Genomic DNA, 15,855 nt, shown 5'->3' with positions numbered 1-15,855 from the left:
TGTCCGAATAAGCATGACCACTGGCCTCAGATCACATGCTCAAAGGTGCGGTCGGGGTTGCCGAACCGGTGCGCGGTGATCGTGATCGACTGTTCGCGCAGGAAGGGCAGCAGCTCGATCCGGCCCGCCGTCGTCACCTCGTTGTCGTAGACCGCGAGGTCGGGGTCACCCCCGGACGCGACCGCGAGCGCGCGATGCGCCTCGGCCACCGACTCGCGCGGCCCGATGAGCCGCACGCGGGAAGGACGAGGAGCGGATGCCTCATCCGCCGCCGCGGCGACGAAGTCCTCGGTCGGCGAGGCGATGCGCTGCAGCCACTCGTCGTCGGTCTCGACGAACACGGCCACTCCCTGATCGCTCAGCGAGCGGCGGACCGCGGCGGGAAGCCCGGTGGGCGCGCTCAGCGTGAGCGGAGCACCCGCGCGGATCCCGGCGATCACCACGCGCAGCACGGCCTGCCAGGTCGCATCGGCCGTGGCGCGCAGGGCGACGGCCGGCACCGGCCGGTAGCGGAAGAGGTTGCGCTCCACGCCCAGCCCCGACACGTCCCTGACCTGACCGAACTCCCGATCCCACGCGATGGCGTCCGACAGCGCGCCGCGGCGCAGCCACTCGAACGCCTCGTAGTCGAGCGAGGGCTGGGCGGCCTCGATGATCGTGGTGATGCGCGAGTCGAGACCGCGGAGGTGCAGCGTCGCGGAGGCGGCGCTGCCCGATGACGAGCGCCACGAGCCCAGCCCGATGAGGTAGTTCGGGCCGCCGGCCTTCGTGCCGGCGCCGACGGACGAGCGCTTCCAGCCGCCGAACGGCTGCCGCTGCACGATCGCGCCGGTGATGCCCCGGTTGACGTAGAGGTTGCCCGCCTCGACGCGATCCAGCCATACCGCGAGATCGTCGGGGTTCTGGGTGTAGAGCCCGGCCGTGAGGCCGTACGCGACGGCGTTCTGCAGCTCGATCGCGTGCGCGAGCGAGTTCGCGTGCATGACCCCGAGCACGGGCCCGAAGAACTCCTCGTGGTGGAACCGCGACCCGGGCCGCAACCGGTGCGGATGCCGGGGGTCCACATGCGACCCGCGAACTCCGGTCCGGCGTCGACCGGCTTCGGCTCGACGAGCCAGTGCTCGTCGTCGTCGAGGGTGGTGAGTGCCCACTCGAGCTTGCCGCGCGGCGGCTCGACGACCGGGCCGACCTCCGACAGCGGGTCGGACGGCGAACCCACGCGCAGCGATGTCGCCGCGTCGACGAGCTGGCGCGCGAACCGCTTCGAGTGGCCGACGGGTCCGACGAGGATCGCCAGCGACGCCGCGGAGCACTTCTGCCCGGCGTGCCCGAACGCGCTCTTGATGAGATCGGATGCCGCGAGATCGAGGTCCGCCGACGGCATCACGATCATCGCGTTCTTGCCGCTCGTCTCGGCCAGGAGCGGCAGCTCGGGGCGCCAGGAGCGGAACAGCGCGGCGGTCTCGAACGCGCCGGTGAGGATCACGCGGTCGACGGCGGGGTGGGAGATGAGGGCCTGGCCGAGTCCCCCTTCGTCGATGTCGACGAGGGCGAGCACGTCGCGCGGGACTCCGGCCTCCCACAGTGCTTCCGTGAGGACGGCCGCGCAGCGACGCGCCTGGGGCGCGGGCTTGAAGACGACGCCCGAGCCGGCGGCGAGAGCGGCGAGCACGCCGCCCGCCGGGATCGCGACCGGGAAGTTCCACGGCGGGGTGACGAGGGTGAGTCGGGCCGGCTCGAAGACCGCCCCGCTGACCCGGTCGAGCTCCCGCGCGGTGGCGGCGTAGTAGTTGGCGAAGTCGACCGCCTCACTGACCTCGACGTCGGCCTCGGCGAAGATCTTGCCGGTCTCGGATGCCGCGACCTCGATGAGCTCGCCGCGGCGCGCTTCCAGCGCACGGCCGGCGGCGGCGAGCACGGCGCCGCGCTCGGCGGCGGGCAGCGCACCCCACCGGGCCGCGGCATCCGTCACCGTCTTCACGACCGCTTCGAGCGTCTCGGCGTCGTCGATGCGCGCGGCGGCGATGGTGTCGTCGCCGGCGCGCGAGGTGTCGATGCGTCCGAGGATGCGGCGGGCCCACTCCCGGTTGGCGGGGAGTGCGGGGTCGGTGTCGGCCGCGTTGCGGAAGCCGGGGGCGCCGGCGGCGGAACCGGAGGTCTCGCGCGGCGCGTAGATCGCGGTCTCGACGAAGGCGGCCCCGGCGAAGCGCTGCTCTTCGACCGAGGGGGCGAGCGGAGCGGTCTCGGCGGGATCCACGGCGGCCGATCGTGCGATGCCGATCACGGCCTGCGTGAGTCCGGCGTCGCCTGCGATCGGCCCGGTGCCGCGCAGGTGCGCGCGAGTGACCGGCGGCTCCTCAGGGGCGGCGTCCCGGTTCTGCCCGCGGTTCGGACCGGTCGCGAGGGACGGGTCGGCGGCGCGGTCGAGCGATGCGAGGAAGCGATCGCGCTCGCGTTCGAACATCGCGGGCTCGTCGGCGAGCTCGAAGGCGGCGGAGAGGAAGTTGTCGCTCGACGCGTTCTCTTCGAGCCGACGGACGAGGTAGCTGATCGCGACGTCGAACTCGTCGGGACGCACGACGGGCACGTAGAGGAGCACGTGGCCGACCTCCCGCGCCACAGCGGCGACCTGGCCCTGCGCCATGCCGAGCAGCATCTCGAACTCGAGGTCCGCCCGCACGCCGGTCTCGGCGGCGAGCAGCCACGCGTAGGCGATGTCGAACAGGTTGTGCCCCGCGACGCCGATGCGCACGGCCGCGGTGTTCTCGGGCCGGAGCGCCGCCTCCAGGCAGCGCACGTAGTTGGCGTCGGAGTCGACCTTGGTGCCGTAGGTGGCCAGCGACCAGTCGTGCATGACCGCGTCGACGCGCTCCATCGCGAGGTTGGCCCCCTTGACGAGCCGCACCTTGATGCGCGCCCCGCCCGCGGCGACGCGGCCCTGCGCCCACTCCGTGAGCCGTTCGAGCGCCGCGAGGGCGTCGGGCAGATACGCCTGGAGCACGATGCCCGCCTCGAGGTCACGCAGCCGCGCGTCGTCGAGGATGCGCGTGAAGACCGCGATCGTGAGGTCGAGGTCGCGGTACTCCTCCATGTCGAGGTTGATGAAGGTGGGCGAGCCTGCTCGCCCTGGGCCCGCCGAAGGATCGGATGCCGCCGTCAGATAGAGCGGCATGAGGCGGTCGACGACCTTGTCGACGACCTCGTCGAACGCCCACATGGAGATGTGGCTGGCGATCGCGGAGACCTTGACCGACACGTAGTCGACGTCGGGTCGCCGGATCAGGTCATGGATGCCGTCGAGGCGGCGCAGCGCCTCCTGCTCTCCGAGCACGGCCTCGCCGAGGAGGTTGAGGTTCAGTCGCGCCCCCGATTCGCGGATCGCGGCGATCGCCGGCCCGAGCTTGTCGGGCCGCGCGTCCACCACGAGGTGCCCGACCATCTCGCGCAGCACGCGGCGGGCGATCGGCACGACCGGTGAGGGCAGCACCGGCGCGACGGCGCCGCCGACGCGGACGGCACCGCGCAGGTACCAGGGAAGGAACTCCGGTACGAGCGGGGCGACGCGGCTCAGATTGGATGCCGCGGCCGTGAGGCTCTCGGGCCGCATCACACCGTCGACGAAGCCGATCGTGAAGGGGAGTCCGTTGGGGTCTTTGAGAACGCCGGCCAGTCGCTCGGCGGCGGGGTCCACGTCGACCTCTGCGCTCTCGGTGATCCACCGCTGCGCAAGCACCACGGCGCGCGTGGCGAGGTCATCGCCGGATGCCGTGAGGTCGGTGTCCCCCTGGTAAGGGTCGGTCACCATGCGACCAGCCTAAGCTCTGCGCGCCTGTCCGGTTGGCGCACTCGTATGAGAGTCTGGGTGAATGCGAGCGACCCCGGCGAACCGCACGCGCTGGATCGCGGGTGCAGGAGTGCTCGCGCTCGGCATCGGCGTGATCGCACTGTCGGCGCCGGCGATCGCCGCACCGGGCGACACGATCGGACCGTTCAACCCCGTGACCCGGCCCCTGGGACAGCTGATCGACGGGCACGCGGCCAACAGCGAGTTCCTGGTGTTCGTCGAAGGGGACGTGCAGCTCAACGCCGACGAGTCCGAGGGCACGATCGCCCTGGGCGGCGACCTCGCGTTCAACTCGTCGTACAACGTCTTCAGCTCGCGCAGCACGTTCGTCGCTCCGGGCGATGACCGTCCGGTCTTCCTCTACGTCGGGGGCGGCATCCAATGGCCCGCCCAGCCGTACGTGCTCAAGGTGCTGCAGGACGGCTACGCCAAGGTGGCCGACACCAGCACCTACCTGGCACTCAACACCGATCAGAACGGTGCGCTGCGCGACTTCCGCATCGTGCCGCCGGGCGGGAACTACGAGACGAACCCGCACATCGAGGGCACCGAGCCGCAGACCCCCGCGTCGATCGCCGCGCCCGTGCCCGACGACTTCATCGACATCGCGGCCGCGTTCGAGCTCTACCGGCCGACCTCGGCGCTGCTCGGATCGTGCGCGCCGACGCTCGCACTGACCTCGCGCGACGCGCCGTACCCGCCCCTCCCCTCCCCGGCCCCCGTCGGCGGGGCCGGTCGAGTGGAGCTCGTGGCGGGTCGGACGAACGTCCTCGACATCACGACCGAGGACCTCGAGAACCTCGCCGAGATCACCTTCGCCGGGGCAGCGCCGTCCGTGAGCACGCCGCTGCTCGTCAACGTCCACGGAGCATCGTTCGACGGGTCGATCCCCAACACGGCGGGCATCGGCGGGTCGCAGGCACCGTACATCCTCTGGAACTTCGTCGACGCGACGTCGATCGTGGTGACCGGCGGCGACTCCCTCGAGGGCACCCTCTACGCACCGAACGCCGTGCTCAACTGGCGGGTCACGCAGAACATCGAGGGCAACGTGATCGCGGCGGAGTTCATCCACGGCATCCCCGTCGTGGAGCCCGTGGGCACGCCTCGCGAGGTGCACGACTTCCCGTTCTCCGCCGAGATCACCTGCGTCGAGGGCGGCACGCCGACGCCGACGCCCACCGTGACGCCGACGCCGACCCCCACGCCGACTCTGACCCCCACGCCGACGCCGACCCCGACGATCACCCCGACGATCACCCCGACGATCTCGCCGGACGAGCCCGACCTGCCGGCGACGGGCGGGCCCGGCGTCGGCTGGCTTCCCTATGCCGCGGGTCTCGCGCTGGTGACCGGCGGAATGCTGCTCCTCGGCGACGCGCTGCTGCGGCGCCGCCGGACCTGAGCGACCCTGTCGGACGCGGTCGGTGCCGGCAGCGCAGCGCTGCGCCCCTCGCGCGTGCGCTGACGGATGCCGGCGCCCGCGACGGAGGACGCGGCGCGAAGCACCGGTCCAGATCGCGCCACCCCACTTGCCGCCGCACAGCCGCCGCATAGGCTTGAACCTTCTCGCACCCCGGAACCCCCGCCCGGACCGAGTCTCCCCGCCTGAGGAGGCGCGTTGACCCACCCCCTTGCCCGGCCGCACGAAGACGAGCGGTCCCGCGAAGCGGCGGAGGCGCTGCGACTCCAGGAGTGCGCGGCCGAGCCGCTGCGCGCGATCGGACGCATCCAGTCCCACGGCACGCTGCTCGCCGTGGACGCACGAACCGGCGTGGTCGTGATCGCGAGCGAGGATGTCGCGCGCTGGCTCGGCCGCCGCCTCGACGAGGCCGGCAGCGAGAGTCTGACGTGGGCCGTCTCGCACGCCGCCGCGATCGACCCGGTGCGCGCGGAGTTCGAGGGTACGGCGTACGACGTGATCGTGCACCGCGACGTCGATCCGGTCGTCGTCGAGCTCGAGCCGGTGGTCACCGAGCTCGACTACGCCCGCACCGGTGTCGTCGGGGCGATCCAGCACCTCGCGTCCCTCACCGATCCGGACGAGCTGCGCACGCAGGCGGCGGCATCCATCAAGGCCATCACCGGCTTCGACCGGGTGATGTGCTACGAGTTCCACGACGACGGTCACGGCCAGATCGTCGCCGACGAGCGAGAACCCGACATGGAGCCCTACCTCGGGCTGCACTTCCCGGCATCCGACATTCCGTCGCAGGCGCGCGCGCTCTACCTGCGCAAGCGCTCGCGCGTGATCGCGCACACCGAGGACCCCGGACTCGCTCTCACCACTCTGCTGCCCGAGGCCGCCCCGCTCGACCTCACCGAGGCGGAGCTGCGCGCGGTCTCACCGCACCACCTGCAGTTCATGCGCAACATGGGGCAGGTCTCGACCGTCTCGTTCGCGATCGTCGTGGACGACCGGATGGTCGGCATGTTCACGTGCGCCCACCGCTCACCCCGACGGCTTCCCGTGCTGCTGCGCCGCGCACTCGAGGTGCTCAGCGCGCAGGTCGGCGCGCAGCTTTCGGCCGCGCAGCAGATCCGCGAGCTGCGACGCCGGCTCGAGGCGCGCGAGCGTCGCGTCGCGATCGTCGCACCGCTCTACGGCCGCACCGACATCGCGTCCGCGCTGCTCTCCGGCGAGCGCACGGTGCTCGACGTGGTGCCCGCCGACGGAGTGCTGCTGCAGTACGGCGGCGGCGTGCACACGGCGGGCACCGTCCCGTCGCCGATCGCACTGCTCGACGTGGTCGAGGAGCTCGACGCCGGCCGCCTCGCATGGGAGGGATTGCCGATCGAGCGTCCCGAACTGGCCGTCGAGATCCCGGGGGTTGCCGGAATCCTGATCGTGCCGCTCGGCCCCGACGGCGACCGTCTCGTGTTCGTACGGGGAGAGGTCTCGCGCGACATCGACTGGCTGGGCGATCAGGGACCGGGCAACCGCGACCACACCCTCTCGCCGCGCCGCTCCTTCTCGTCGTGGCGTGAGAGCGTCACCGGCCGCAGTCTTCCCTGGGGCGACCACGCGCAGGACGCCCTCGCGCTCGGCGAGGAGATCCGCGCCGCCCTCGTCGCCCGCGGTCAGGCGGAACTCGCCGAACTCGCACTGCGCGACTCTCTCACCGGCCTGCACAACCGGCGCTTCCTCGACGATCGGCTCGACGCCCTTCTCGCCGGCGCGCATCCGAGCCTCGCCGTGATCTTCTTCGACCTCGACGACTTCAAGTCGATCAACGACACGCGGGGCCACGACGTCGGCGATGCCGTGCTCGCTGCCGTCGGCACGCGGCTGGCGGGAGTGGCGCGGGTCTCTGACATGGTCGTCCGGCTCGGCGGCGACGAGTTCGTGATCGTGTGCGTGGGGGCGAACGAGGTCGACGCGCATCACGTCGCCACGCGGGCGGTCGCCGCGGTCTCGCAGCCGATCGCCGTCGACGATGCCGTGCTCCGCATCACGATGAGCGCCGGAGTCGTCGTCGCGAACGGCACCACGACGGCCGCGGGGCTGCTGGCCGCAGCGGATGCCGCGATGTACCGGTCCAAGCGCGCCGGCGGGGATCGCGCCTCGGTCTGAGGCCGCGGCGGGGTGTCAGCTCGCGGCGGGCCGCGCGGGCTCGGGAACCACCCGGAGACCGCCGGAAGAGTTGGCCGTGTCGACGAGCTCCTGCAGCCACTGGCGATTGATCTCGGGCATCGGCGCCTCGTACTCGAACCGCAGCGACGTCACGGGCGAGATCCACACGGACTGACGCACGTCGGTCTTCTCGTCGACGACGGCGAACGCGAAGCTCTCCTGTCGGCGCAGCTTCGCCGTGATGACCAGCTCCAGATGCGCGAGCACCCGGTCGTCGAGTGGGAGGCCGATCGACGGCGCGCCGTAGTGGAGAGTGCCCATCCTCCGATCCTACGGCGGGCCCGGCCACTCTCGGGGCCGCTAGGGTGGGGCGCATGGCTATCGTGAACCGGCTGACCGTGGATGGGCGCGACTACTTCCTCCCCGAGCCGGTGACGGAGCTGAAGAGCGCGATCCTCGAGGCCATCAAGTCCGGCGGCGGGTACGTCAACATCCCGCCGCTGCGCGGAGGGCCCGGCATCGACATCCTCTTCTCCCCCGGCATGCCCGTCACGTGGTCGCAGATCGACGTCGGCGATCCGGCATCCGACGACGCAGGCGAGACCGAGGACGAGTTCCTCTAGAGCTCCCTCGCCGAGAGCAGGCGCTCGAGCTCCGCGACGTCCATCGGCGCACCGAGCAGATAGCCCTGCCCACGGTGGCATCCCCGGGCGATCGCGCGGTCCAGATCGGCGACGGTCTCGATGCCCTCCGCGAGGACGCGCCAGCCGTGGCGGGCGCCACGGTCGACCACGTCCGCGACGAAGTCCGTGGCCGCGGCATCCGCTCTCTGGGTCAGCGACCGATCGATCTTGATCTCGTCGACGGGCAGTGCCTCCACCATCTCGATGGTGGTGTCGCGCGAGCCGAAGTCGTCGATCGAGATCGCCAGGCCCAGCGCGCGCAGACGCTGCAGCGGACCGTCCATGATCGGCAGCAGCTGCGGCGACGGCGACTCGGTGATCTCGATGGTGACGCTGGCCGGGTCGATCGAGAGGTCGTCCAGCCGCGCGATGACCGCGTCGGCGTAGTCGAAGGTGATGTGCGAGGGCGAGGCGTTGGTCGCGAGTCCGACCGGATGCCCCTCCGCCTGCCACGCGGCCACCTGAGCGGCGCCGCGCTCGAGCATCAGCACGTCGATCTCCTCGACCATGTGCGAGTTCTCCGCCAGGGGGATGAAGGTCGACGGAGGCACTTCGCCGTCGGCGCCCCGCGTCCAGCGGCATAGGCCTTCGACGGCGATCGGGGCGCGCGAGACGCCGTCCGGGCCGAGCGCGTACTGCGGCTGATAGGCGATCGACAGCCCGCCCGAGGCCACTGCCTCACGGAGGTCGTCCACCAAAGATGCCGAAGTCGTCACGGGGTCAGCCTCTCCAAGCGGACGATTCACCGCAACACCCGACAAAGCTGGCCGAAAAGCGTATACTCCGCGCCCACCCGTCGCCACGGGGGACGGCGAGGGCGTCCGGCGCGGATATTCTGGCGGGATGGGCACGCTCACCTACGACTCGCGGGTCACCGTTTCGATCGACGATCGCATCCTCGCGCACCTGCAGGTCGTGATCTGGGCGAAGCTGCGGCGCGGCGAGCACTTCCCCTTCACCTGGACCGACCCGACCCGCAACGGGATGGGACGCACGTCGGTATGGCTCAGTCCCCACCAGCCGCTCGTGTTCGAGTACTTCGGCGGCCGTCAGCCCCGTCTGAACCCGGCATGGATCGAGGCGCTCACCAAGTCCGCCAACTCCCCCGCCGGCCTCTCGATGGTCGACGAGCCCGACGAGCCCGCGGCACCGCAGCGCTAGCGGTCAGTTCCAGACGCTCGGCGCCTCGGCGCGCGTTTGCTAGCGTGCGCGGGGCGGCAGCTGCTTGCGTGGAGCTGACCCCCCGTTGTTGCCGTGCATCTCAATGTCGAGGTCGCGCCTCATCGCCGTCGACTCCGCGAGTGAGCCGAGCAAGCCCAGCAGTCCGGCGACGCCCCCTACCGCCATAGCCAGTACAGGAGCTCCCGACTCGATGGCACCGTAGCCGAGCACCCCGCACCCGATGGCGCTCAACACAGCCGCAATGACAACGCCGACCCTTGGCGTCGAGACACGACTCGCGATCTTTACGATCAGCCGTGTCCCACCCCAGACCGCGACGCCGACCAACGCCCCGGTCAGCCCGCCCGCGGGCGCGCCGTAGAGCATGAGACCCCACGGAGTATCACCGGTGCTCCAATTCGCGACAATCACTGCCGCTGCGGCGACCCCGGCCGCAGCGCCGACTGCGATGGCGGTGAGCAAACGCAGCGGGGGCCTTACCGAGATCACGTTCTGACCCTACGCCTTGGCTACAGGGTCTTTTGGCGAATGAGATTCGCAAGAAACGTGTTCCACGTTTCACTCGCAATCCGCTGATTGACTGCGTTGGCCGCTCCGCCATCCCTCATGATGTGGGCGCGGACGCTCAAGTGAAGGAAACCTGATCGGTCGTTGTAGAACGTGAATGAAATGGTCGATCCGGCGCCGTCAAAGTGACCCTTGAGAGCCGTGAACGCAAAGCTCGTTGAAGTCACGTACCGCATTTCGACCGTGGCGTTGATGTATCCGACGTTGATGCAGGTGAACGGACTCGCATTGAGTCGAATATCTTGACCGACAGCGGGGAAGGCTCTCGGTGCCCCCTGGACAGGGAAGCTGCAATTGAAGCAACGGCGAAGCTCTTTCAACACCCGCGCCGGCGTGGCTTTCTCTTTTCCGGTGACCAACTGGAAGACGCCGTGATCCACGCTGTACCCCCAGGACGGGTCTGCCACCACTGGGAAGACTGCGCCCGTGTAATCGATCGTTTGAGTGAGCTTCGAATCCTCGAGCGAGTACGACGTCTCGAGATAGCGGCCTGCAGCATCGACCGCCCAGGGAGCTGCGAGATCGACCACATACCGATCGTTGTGGTCAAGTACTTTGAATGTGCCGTCCTCGAGCTCGACAAGGTAGGGATCGACAACACCGTTGATCACGTACTCAAAGTCAGCCGCTGCGTCCCGATCGCGCACGGTCGTGATGATCCGAGTCTCGCCCGATGCCGTGTCCAAGAACGTCGCCGGCAGGCTGTCATCGCTTAGCTCGAGATCGCCACGATCGCCTTCAGCCAGTCCTGATTCGGGTGCGGTCACTGTGAATGACTGGCCCGTGTCCACCCCCAACTCCGGTGTGATCGCAATCTCTGCTTCTGGACCTTGAATCGGTTCGGGTGCGACGGCGCTTCCTTCGTAGTGATCCGCCATGGCTTCGACGGTGGCGTCCACGATTTGCTCCTCGCTGCCCGTCTCGGCGCCGGAGGCTCCGGTCGTGCCAGCAAGGCTCATGGTCACCGCCACCACTAATGCTGCGAAGCTGGTCGTCACGGGAAGTGATCGAAATGTGTGCACGAGCGTTCTCGTCTCTGTCGCGAGTGGCTCTTCGAGCTGTCGGAGCCGTTTCACTTCTAAGACGGTGGACTTGTTGAGTTATGACGCTCCGCGATCGAAGAGGCGAGATCGCGCTCGAGGCATGTTCGGGCTCATGCGTCGTTATGTGTTGACGCGCTGCGGCGGCGCGACATTGGCCGGCCCCTCGGGCGCTCAGTCGTGATGCCAGAGCGGGATGTGCCTATGCGTCAGTTCCAGACGCTCGGCGCCTCGGCGCGCGTGGGCGGGAGAGCGGATGCCGCGGCCCACTCGTGCACCCACGGGTCGACCTCGGGGATCCCTTCGGGATAGCCGATCGCGCCGAACAACTCCTCGTGCGAGAGCGTGCCGCCGCTGCGCTTCATCATCCGGGCGCGCACGATGACGCGGGCGTAGACCTCGCCGGCGACGACGGCCCGGTGCTCGAGGTAGACCGCCTTGTCGTCGTGGCCGACCATGCGCGACTCGATGTCGAACCGCTGCCAGAGTTCGAGCGACTTGCGGAACGTGACCGTCTCGCTCGAGACGACCGCGTACCAGCCGCGGGTCTTCATGACGTCCCACAGCCCGGTGCGCACGAGCAGGTCCCACCGCCCGAGGTCGAACAGCGACAGGTACCGGCCGTTGTTCATGTGCATCAGCAGGTCGATGTCGGTCGGCATCGTGGTGAGCCGGATGCGGCTGATCCCGGCCGGGCCGAGCCGCCCTTCGCGGCGCACGCGCCGGCGCGCCGTCAGCATCACGAGAATGGTGCGCCAGATCACGTTCACGAGGAGCGATCGTAGCGATCATGCGGCCGGACCCGCATTCGGTTGTGGGTTTCCGACAGCAGGGGATGCGGCATCCGTCCCCCCTCCACCGTGTGGTCCGGTCGATTTCGTGTCGTGCACACCCCGGCGTAGAGTCTGGCCATGGAAGCCGAACTCCAGACCGACATCGTCGTCCGTCCGGTGCGAGACGTCGACGCCGAGGCCCTGGGTCGTGTCCACGCCACCTGCTGGCACGAGACGTACGACCACCTGATCAGCAAGGCCGCGCTCGAAGCCGTCTCTCCCAAGCGCCTCGCCGAGCTGTGGACCCACTGGGCCGTGCAGGGCCCCGAGTTCAAGATGTTCGCGGCCCTCGCCGGCGGCGAGATCGTCGGGTTCGCCGGTTCGGGTCCGGCGCGCGACAAGGACGCCCCCCGCTTCCGCGAGCTGTACTTCATCTACCTGCTCGACGCGTACCACGGCACCGGCATCGGCCAGCGCCTGTTCGACGCCGTCGTGACCGGCGACGAGCCGGTGTACCTGTGGGTCGCCGACGACAACCCGCGCGCGCACCGCTTCTACACGCGCAACGGCTTCGCGCTCGACGGCGCGACCCACACCGAGCCCTTCCTGGGCGAGACCCTCACCGAGGTGCGATTCGTCCGCTGACCCGGGCGCTCGTCCGGTGCGCGATGCTGAAGGGGTGCACTCCTCGACGCGCCCGCTGACCGTCTGGCCCCTCGCCGGGATCCCCGAGATCACGGCGGGCACCGATCTGGCGACGATGATCGCGGATGCCGCGGCCGGCACCCTCGCCGACGGCGACATCCTCGTCGTGACGTCGAAGATCGTGTCGAAGGCCGAGGGGCGCTTCGTGACCGCCGCCGACCGCGAGGACGCGATCACCGCCGAGACCGTCCGGGTCGTCGCGACCCGCGCGTCGCCGAGCGGCCAGGTCACCCGCATCGTCCAGAACCGGCTCGGAATGGTGTCGGCCGCCGCCGGCGTCGACGCCTCGAACACCCCCGAGGGCACGATCCTGCTGCTGCCGGTGGATCCGGATGCCTCCGCTCGCGCCCTCGCCGCCGCACTGCGCGAGCGGCTCGGGGTCGAGGTCGGCGTGCTCGTGTCCGACACGCTCGGCCGCGCGTGGCGCGACGGCCAGACCGATCACGCCATCGGCGCCGCGGGCGTGCATGTCTTCGAGGACCTGCGCGGGGGGACGGATGCCGAGGGCCGGCCCCTGGTCGTCACGATGCCGTGCGTCGCCGACGAGCTTGCCGCGGCGGCCGATCTCGTCAAGGGCAAGGCGTCGCGCCTGCCGGTCGCGGTCGTCCGGGGCCGCGCCGACCTCGTCGGATCCCTCGACCTGCCTGGCGCGCGCTCGATCGTGCGCCCGCTCGAGCGCGACATGTTCCGCCTCGGTGCCGACGAGGCCTACGCCGAGGGTTTCGCCGCGGGCGCGGCATCCGCTCCCCCGTCCTCCTGACCCGTCTTCGCCTTCCGTTTGTGCGGGAGAAAGTGCGCCTGAGGACGCAGGCAAGCGTGCATTCGCCCGCACAAACGGACGCGGGTGGGGGTCAGCGGCCGCTGACTTTGCCGAAGAGGCGGGCGATGGGGGCGAGGATGAGGGGGCGGGCGGCGATCCAGGCGGCGACGATGACGAGCATCGAGACCGAGAAGATCCAGAAGCCGGTCCAGTTCATGCTGTAGGCGTCGGGGTCGACCGAGCCCTGCGCTGCATACATGTGGTTGAGGTTGCGCAGGGCGCCGGTGGCGAAGACGAGCACGACGTGCACGAAGATGAACAGCACGAAGTAGAGCATCACCGGGAAGTGCACCGCGCGGGCCCATTCCACCGGGTAGCCCTTGTTGAGGCCGGGGGCGTTCTTGGGCCAGACCCCGCTCATCCGCACGCCGGTGACGATCGCGAGCGGAGCGGCGATGAAGACGGTCGTGAAGTAGGCCAGCTGCTGCAGCGCGTTGTAGTTGACCCAGCCGTTCTCGGTGGGCCAGTCCAGCGACACGTACTGCAGTGCGGCGGAGATCGCGTTGGGGAACACCTCCCACGAGGTGGGGACGATCCGCATCCACTGCCCCGTGACGAACAGCAGCACCACGAAGATGACGCCGTTGACCAGCCACAGGATGTCGAGCGACTGGTGGAACCACAGGTTCAGGCTGATCTTGCGCTTGCCGTCACCACCGCGACGCGTCCAGAACACCGACGGGCGCTTCTCGGTGCGCACCTGCAATCCGGACCGGATGATCAGCACCATCAGGAACACGTTGAAGAAGTGTTGCCACCCCAGCCACGCCGGGAACCCGACCGGCGCCCCCTCGGGCAGGTGGTACTCGCCCGGGTAGGCGGCGAGGAAGTCCACACCCCACTGGGTGCTGAGCAGCCACCGCACCGCGAACACCGCCATCAGGCCGGCGTAGAGCAGACCGCCACCGCCGACGATCACGGCACCGGCCCACTGCAGCCGGGTGAACGGACCGATCCGCTGCGGCTCGGGCTTCGGCGCCGGACGCGTCCGCGCCGCCTGCCCCGCCCACACCGTCCGCGTGAACGGCAACGGGGTCGAGTAGTCCGCGGCCACGACGGGCGCGGACTGCTCGACCGAGGTCTCGGGCTCGCCGACGGCCGCGGGCGCAAAGACGGAGGTCGTCGCGGAGCCCTCGACCGGTGCGTCGACTGACGGACCATCGGATGCTGCGGCCACGGCGGTTTCGGATGCGGCAGACGTGGCCGGCGCGGCGAACAGGCCTGGCGGGGGCCAGGGTTCGCCTCCCGCGACGCGGGGCAGCCCGCGGCGCAACTGCCGCGCCTCGGCATCCGAGGGATGGGGCGCGGTTCCGACCTGACCGGGCGGGCCGGCCGGCCGGTCGGTCGCACTCGGCGCGCCAGCCCCCACCGCCCCGGGCGGGGGAACGTGCGTCGGAGCGGGCAGCGGGCTCTCCCGGCGCGGCGACGGGGACGGCGCGGTCGCCGCGACCCCCGCGCCCAGGCCGGCCGCCGCGGCGGGCGGCCACGCCTCCCCGCCCGGCACGCGGGGAAGCCCACGCCGAATGCTCCGGCCCGATCGATGCTCCGCAGTCACATCCGGCGCCGATTCGCGCGATTCGCCCACAGAAACTGGCTGCGGAGCATCAAGCGTCTCCGGCGCGGGGGGCCAGGGCTCGCCGCCGGGCTGGCGGGGCAGCCCGCGGCGGATCGCCGGTCCGAAGGTCGCCACGAGCCGGTTACGCCTTCTTCGCCTGCAGCGCCGCGATCAGCTGCGGCACCACGGTGAACAGGTCGCCGACCACGCCGTAATCGGCGATGTCGAAGATCGGAGCATCCGCGTCCTTGTTGATCGCGACGATCGTCTTCGCGGTCTGCATGCCGGCCTTGTGCTGGATCGCGCCGGAGATCCCGAGCGCGACGTACAGCTGCGGCGACACCGACACCCCGGTCTGCCCGACCTGGTACGACTGCGGCACATACCCGGCATCCACCGCCGCACGCGACGCACCCACAGCGGCACCGAGCACGTCGGCGAGCTCGTCCACGAGCGCGAACTTCTCCCCCGACCCGAGTCCGCGGCCACCCGAGACGACCTTCGCGGCACCGCGCAGCTCCGGACGCGACGACGACACGACCGCCTCCTCGACCGACACGACCGTCGCGGCCTTGCGGCCCGACGCCGTCACCGCGAGCGTCTCGACCACCGGCGAGGCGACCGCCTCAGCGCGCGCGTCGACCGCGCCCTGCCGGATCGTGATCACCGGCGCACCCCACGTCACCGCGGAATCGACGTTGTACGCACCGCCGTACACCGAGTGCTGCGCGACCACACCCTCCGCATCGCGCGAGACGCCGACCGCATCCACGCACAGACCCGACCCGGTGCGCGCCGCGAACCGGCCCGCCGCCTCACGGCCCTCGATCGAGTGGGACACCAGCACCGCATCCGGACGCACCAGATCGGATGCCGCCACCAGCGCATCCGCGACCGGAACCACCAGCCCCTCACCGGGAGCGGCGACCAGCACCACCGCCGCACCGAGGGCCGCGGCATCCGCCGCCAGCGCAGCGTCACCCACGATCAACGCGACCGGGGTGCCGACCTGCGCGGCCGCACCCAGCAGGCCCGCGGCGGACTTCGCGAGCGTGCCCGACGGGGTCACGTCCAGCAGGACGAGGATCGAATCATCAGCGAAATCAACCACC

The 15,855-nt window shown here is 70.4% G+C and carries 12 protein-coding genes and 1 pseudogene; 6 read left to right on the top strand and 7 right to left on the bottom strand.

From position 1 onward, the window contains the following. Positions 1 to 26: 26 nt before the first annotated feature. Positions 27 to 3,805, bottom strand: a pseudogene (locus OL358_RS07665) (proline dehydrogenase family protein). Between the two features lie 61 nt (positions 3,806 to 3,866). On the opposite strand from OL358_RS07665, the gene OL358_RS07660 reads away from it, so the two are divergent. After that, positions 3,867 to 5,249 carry a collagen-binding domain-containing protein gene (locus OL358_RS07660; protein ID WP_264709377.1) on the top strand — a complete coding sequence of 461 codons (1,383 nt, stop codon included), beginning with the start codon at positions 3,867 to 3,869 and terminating at the stop codon, positions 5,247 to 5,249. A gap of 216 nt (positions 5,250 to 5,465) precedes the next feature. Next, positions 5,466 to 7,418, top strand: a complete 1,953-nt coding sequence (locus tag OL358_RS07655) for a sensor domain-containing diguanylate cyclase (protein ID WP_264709376.1) — start codon at positions 5,466 to 5,468, stop codon at positions 7,416 to 7,418. Between the two features lie 15 nt (positions 7,419 to 7,433). Here OL358_RS07655 and OL358_RS07650 read toward each other — a convergent pair whose 3' ends face one another. Further along, on the bottom strand, positions 7,434 to 7,739 hold the full coding sequence (locus OL358_RS07650) for a hypothetical protein (RefSeq protein ID WP_264709375.1): 306 nt from the start codon (positions 7,737 to 7,739) through the stop codon (positions 7,434 to 7,436). Positions 7,740 to 7,792: 53 nt separating this feature from the next. Between OL358_RS07650 and OL358_RS07645 the strand changes: the two genes are divergently transcribed. Beyond that, complete coding sequence (locus tag OL358_RS07645) at positions 7,793 to 8,041, top strand: hypothetical protein (RefSeq protein ID WP_264709374.1); 249 nt, start codon at positions 7,793 to 7,795, stop codon at positions 8,039 to 8,041. Here the strand turns inward: OL358_RS07645 and OL358_RS07640 are convergent. Beyond that, complete coding sequence (locus OL358_RS07640; protein WP_264709373.1) at positions 8,038 to 8,817, bottom strand: EAL domain-containing protein; 780 nt, start codon at positions 8,815 to 8,817, stop codon at positions 8,038 to 8,040. The genes OL358_RS07645 and OL358_RS07640 overlap by 4 nt on opposite strands. A 127-nt stretch (positions 8,818 to 8,944) precedes the next feature. Here OL358_RS07640 and OL358_RS07635 point away from each other — a divergent pair, with 127 nt between their 5' ends. After that, a complete protein-coding gene (locus OL358_RS07635; protein WP_264709372.1) occupies positions 8,945 to 9,262 on the top strand; it encodes an ATP-dependent DNA ligase in 318 nt (105 codons plus the stop codon). A 530-nt stretch (positions 9,263 to 9,792) separates the two neighbouring features. Here the strand turns inward: OL358_RS07635 and OL358_RS07630 are convergent. Both OL358_RS07630 and OL358_RS07625 read right to left on the bottom strand, forming a co-directional pair. After that, complete coding sequence (locus OL358_RS07630; RefSeq protein WP_264709371.1) at positions 9,793 to 10,848, bottom strand: hypothetical protein; 1,056 nt, start codon at positions 10,846 to 10,848, stop codon at positions 9,793 to 9,795. A 251-nt stretch (positions 10,849 to 11,099) separates the two neighbouring features. Beyond that, the gene (locus OL358_RS07625) at positions 11,100 to 11,660 is read right to left on the bottom strand and encodes an acyl-CoA thioesterase (RefSeq protein WP_264709370.1); all 561 of its coding nucleotides are present in this window, start codon (positions 11,658 to 11,660) and stop codon (positions 11,100 to 11,102) included. A 141-nt stretch (positions 11,661 to 11,801) separates the two neighbouring features. On the opposite strand from OL358_RS07625, the gene OL358_RS07620 reads away from it, so the two are divergent. After that, entirely contained in the window at positions 11,802 to 12,308 is a 507-nt protein-coding gene (locus OL358_RS07620; protein ID WP_056122644.1) for a GNAT family N-acetyltransferase, read from the top strand. 34 nt (positions 12,309 to 12,342) lie between these two features. After that, on the top strand, positions 12,343 to 13,128 hold the full coding sequence (locus tag OL358_RS07615; RefSeq protein WP_264709368.1) for a coenzyme F420-0:L-glutamate ligase: 786 nt from the start codon (positions 12,343 to 12,345) through the stop codon (positions 13,126 to 13,128). A 91-nt stretch (positions 13,129 to 13,219) separates the two neighbouring features. On the opposite strand, the gene OL358_RS07610 is transcribed toward OL358_RS07615, so the two are convergent. Further along, the gene (locus tag OL358_RS07610; RefSeq protein ID WP_264709367.1) at positions 13,220 to 14,365 is read right to left on the bottom strand and encodes a cytochrome b/b6 domain-containing protein; all 1,146 of its coding nucleotides are present in this window, start codon (positions 14,363 to 14,365) and stop codon (positions 13,220 to 13,222) included. 520 nt (positions 14,366 to 14,885) lie between these two features. After that, positions 14,886 to 15,854 (bottom strand): electron transfer flavoprotein subunit alpha/FixB family protein, encoded by a 969-nt coding sequence (locus OL358_RS07605; protein ID WP_264709366.1) that lies wholly within the window; start codon positions 15,852 to 15,854, stop codon positions 14,886 to 14,888. Position 15,855 lies beyond the last annotated feature (1 nt).

The organism is Microbacterium sp. SSM24 (assembly GCF_025989145.1).
In the GTDB taxonomy this organism is placed as follows: Bacteria; Actinomycetota; Actinomycetes; order Actinomycetales; family Microbacteriaceae; genus Microbacterium.
This window is presented reverse-complemented; position numbering and strand designations above follow the sequence as displayed.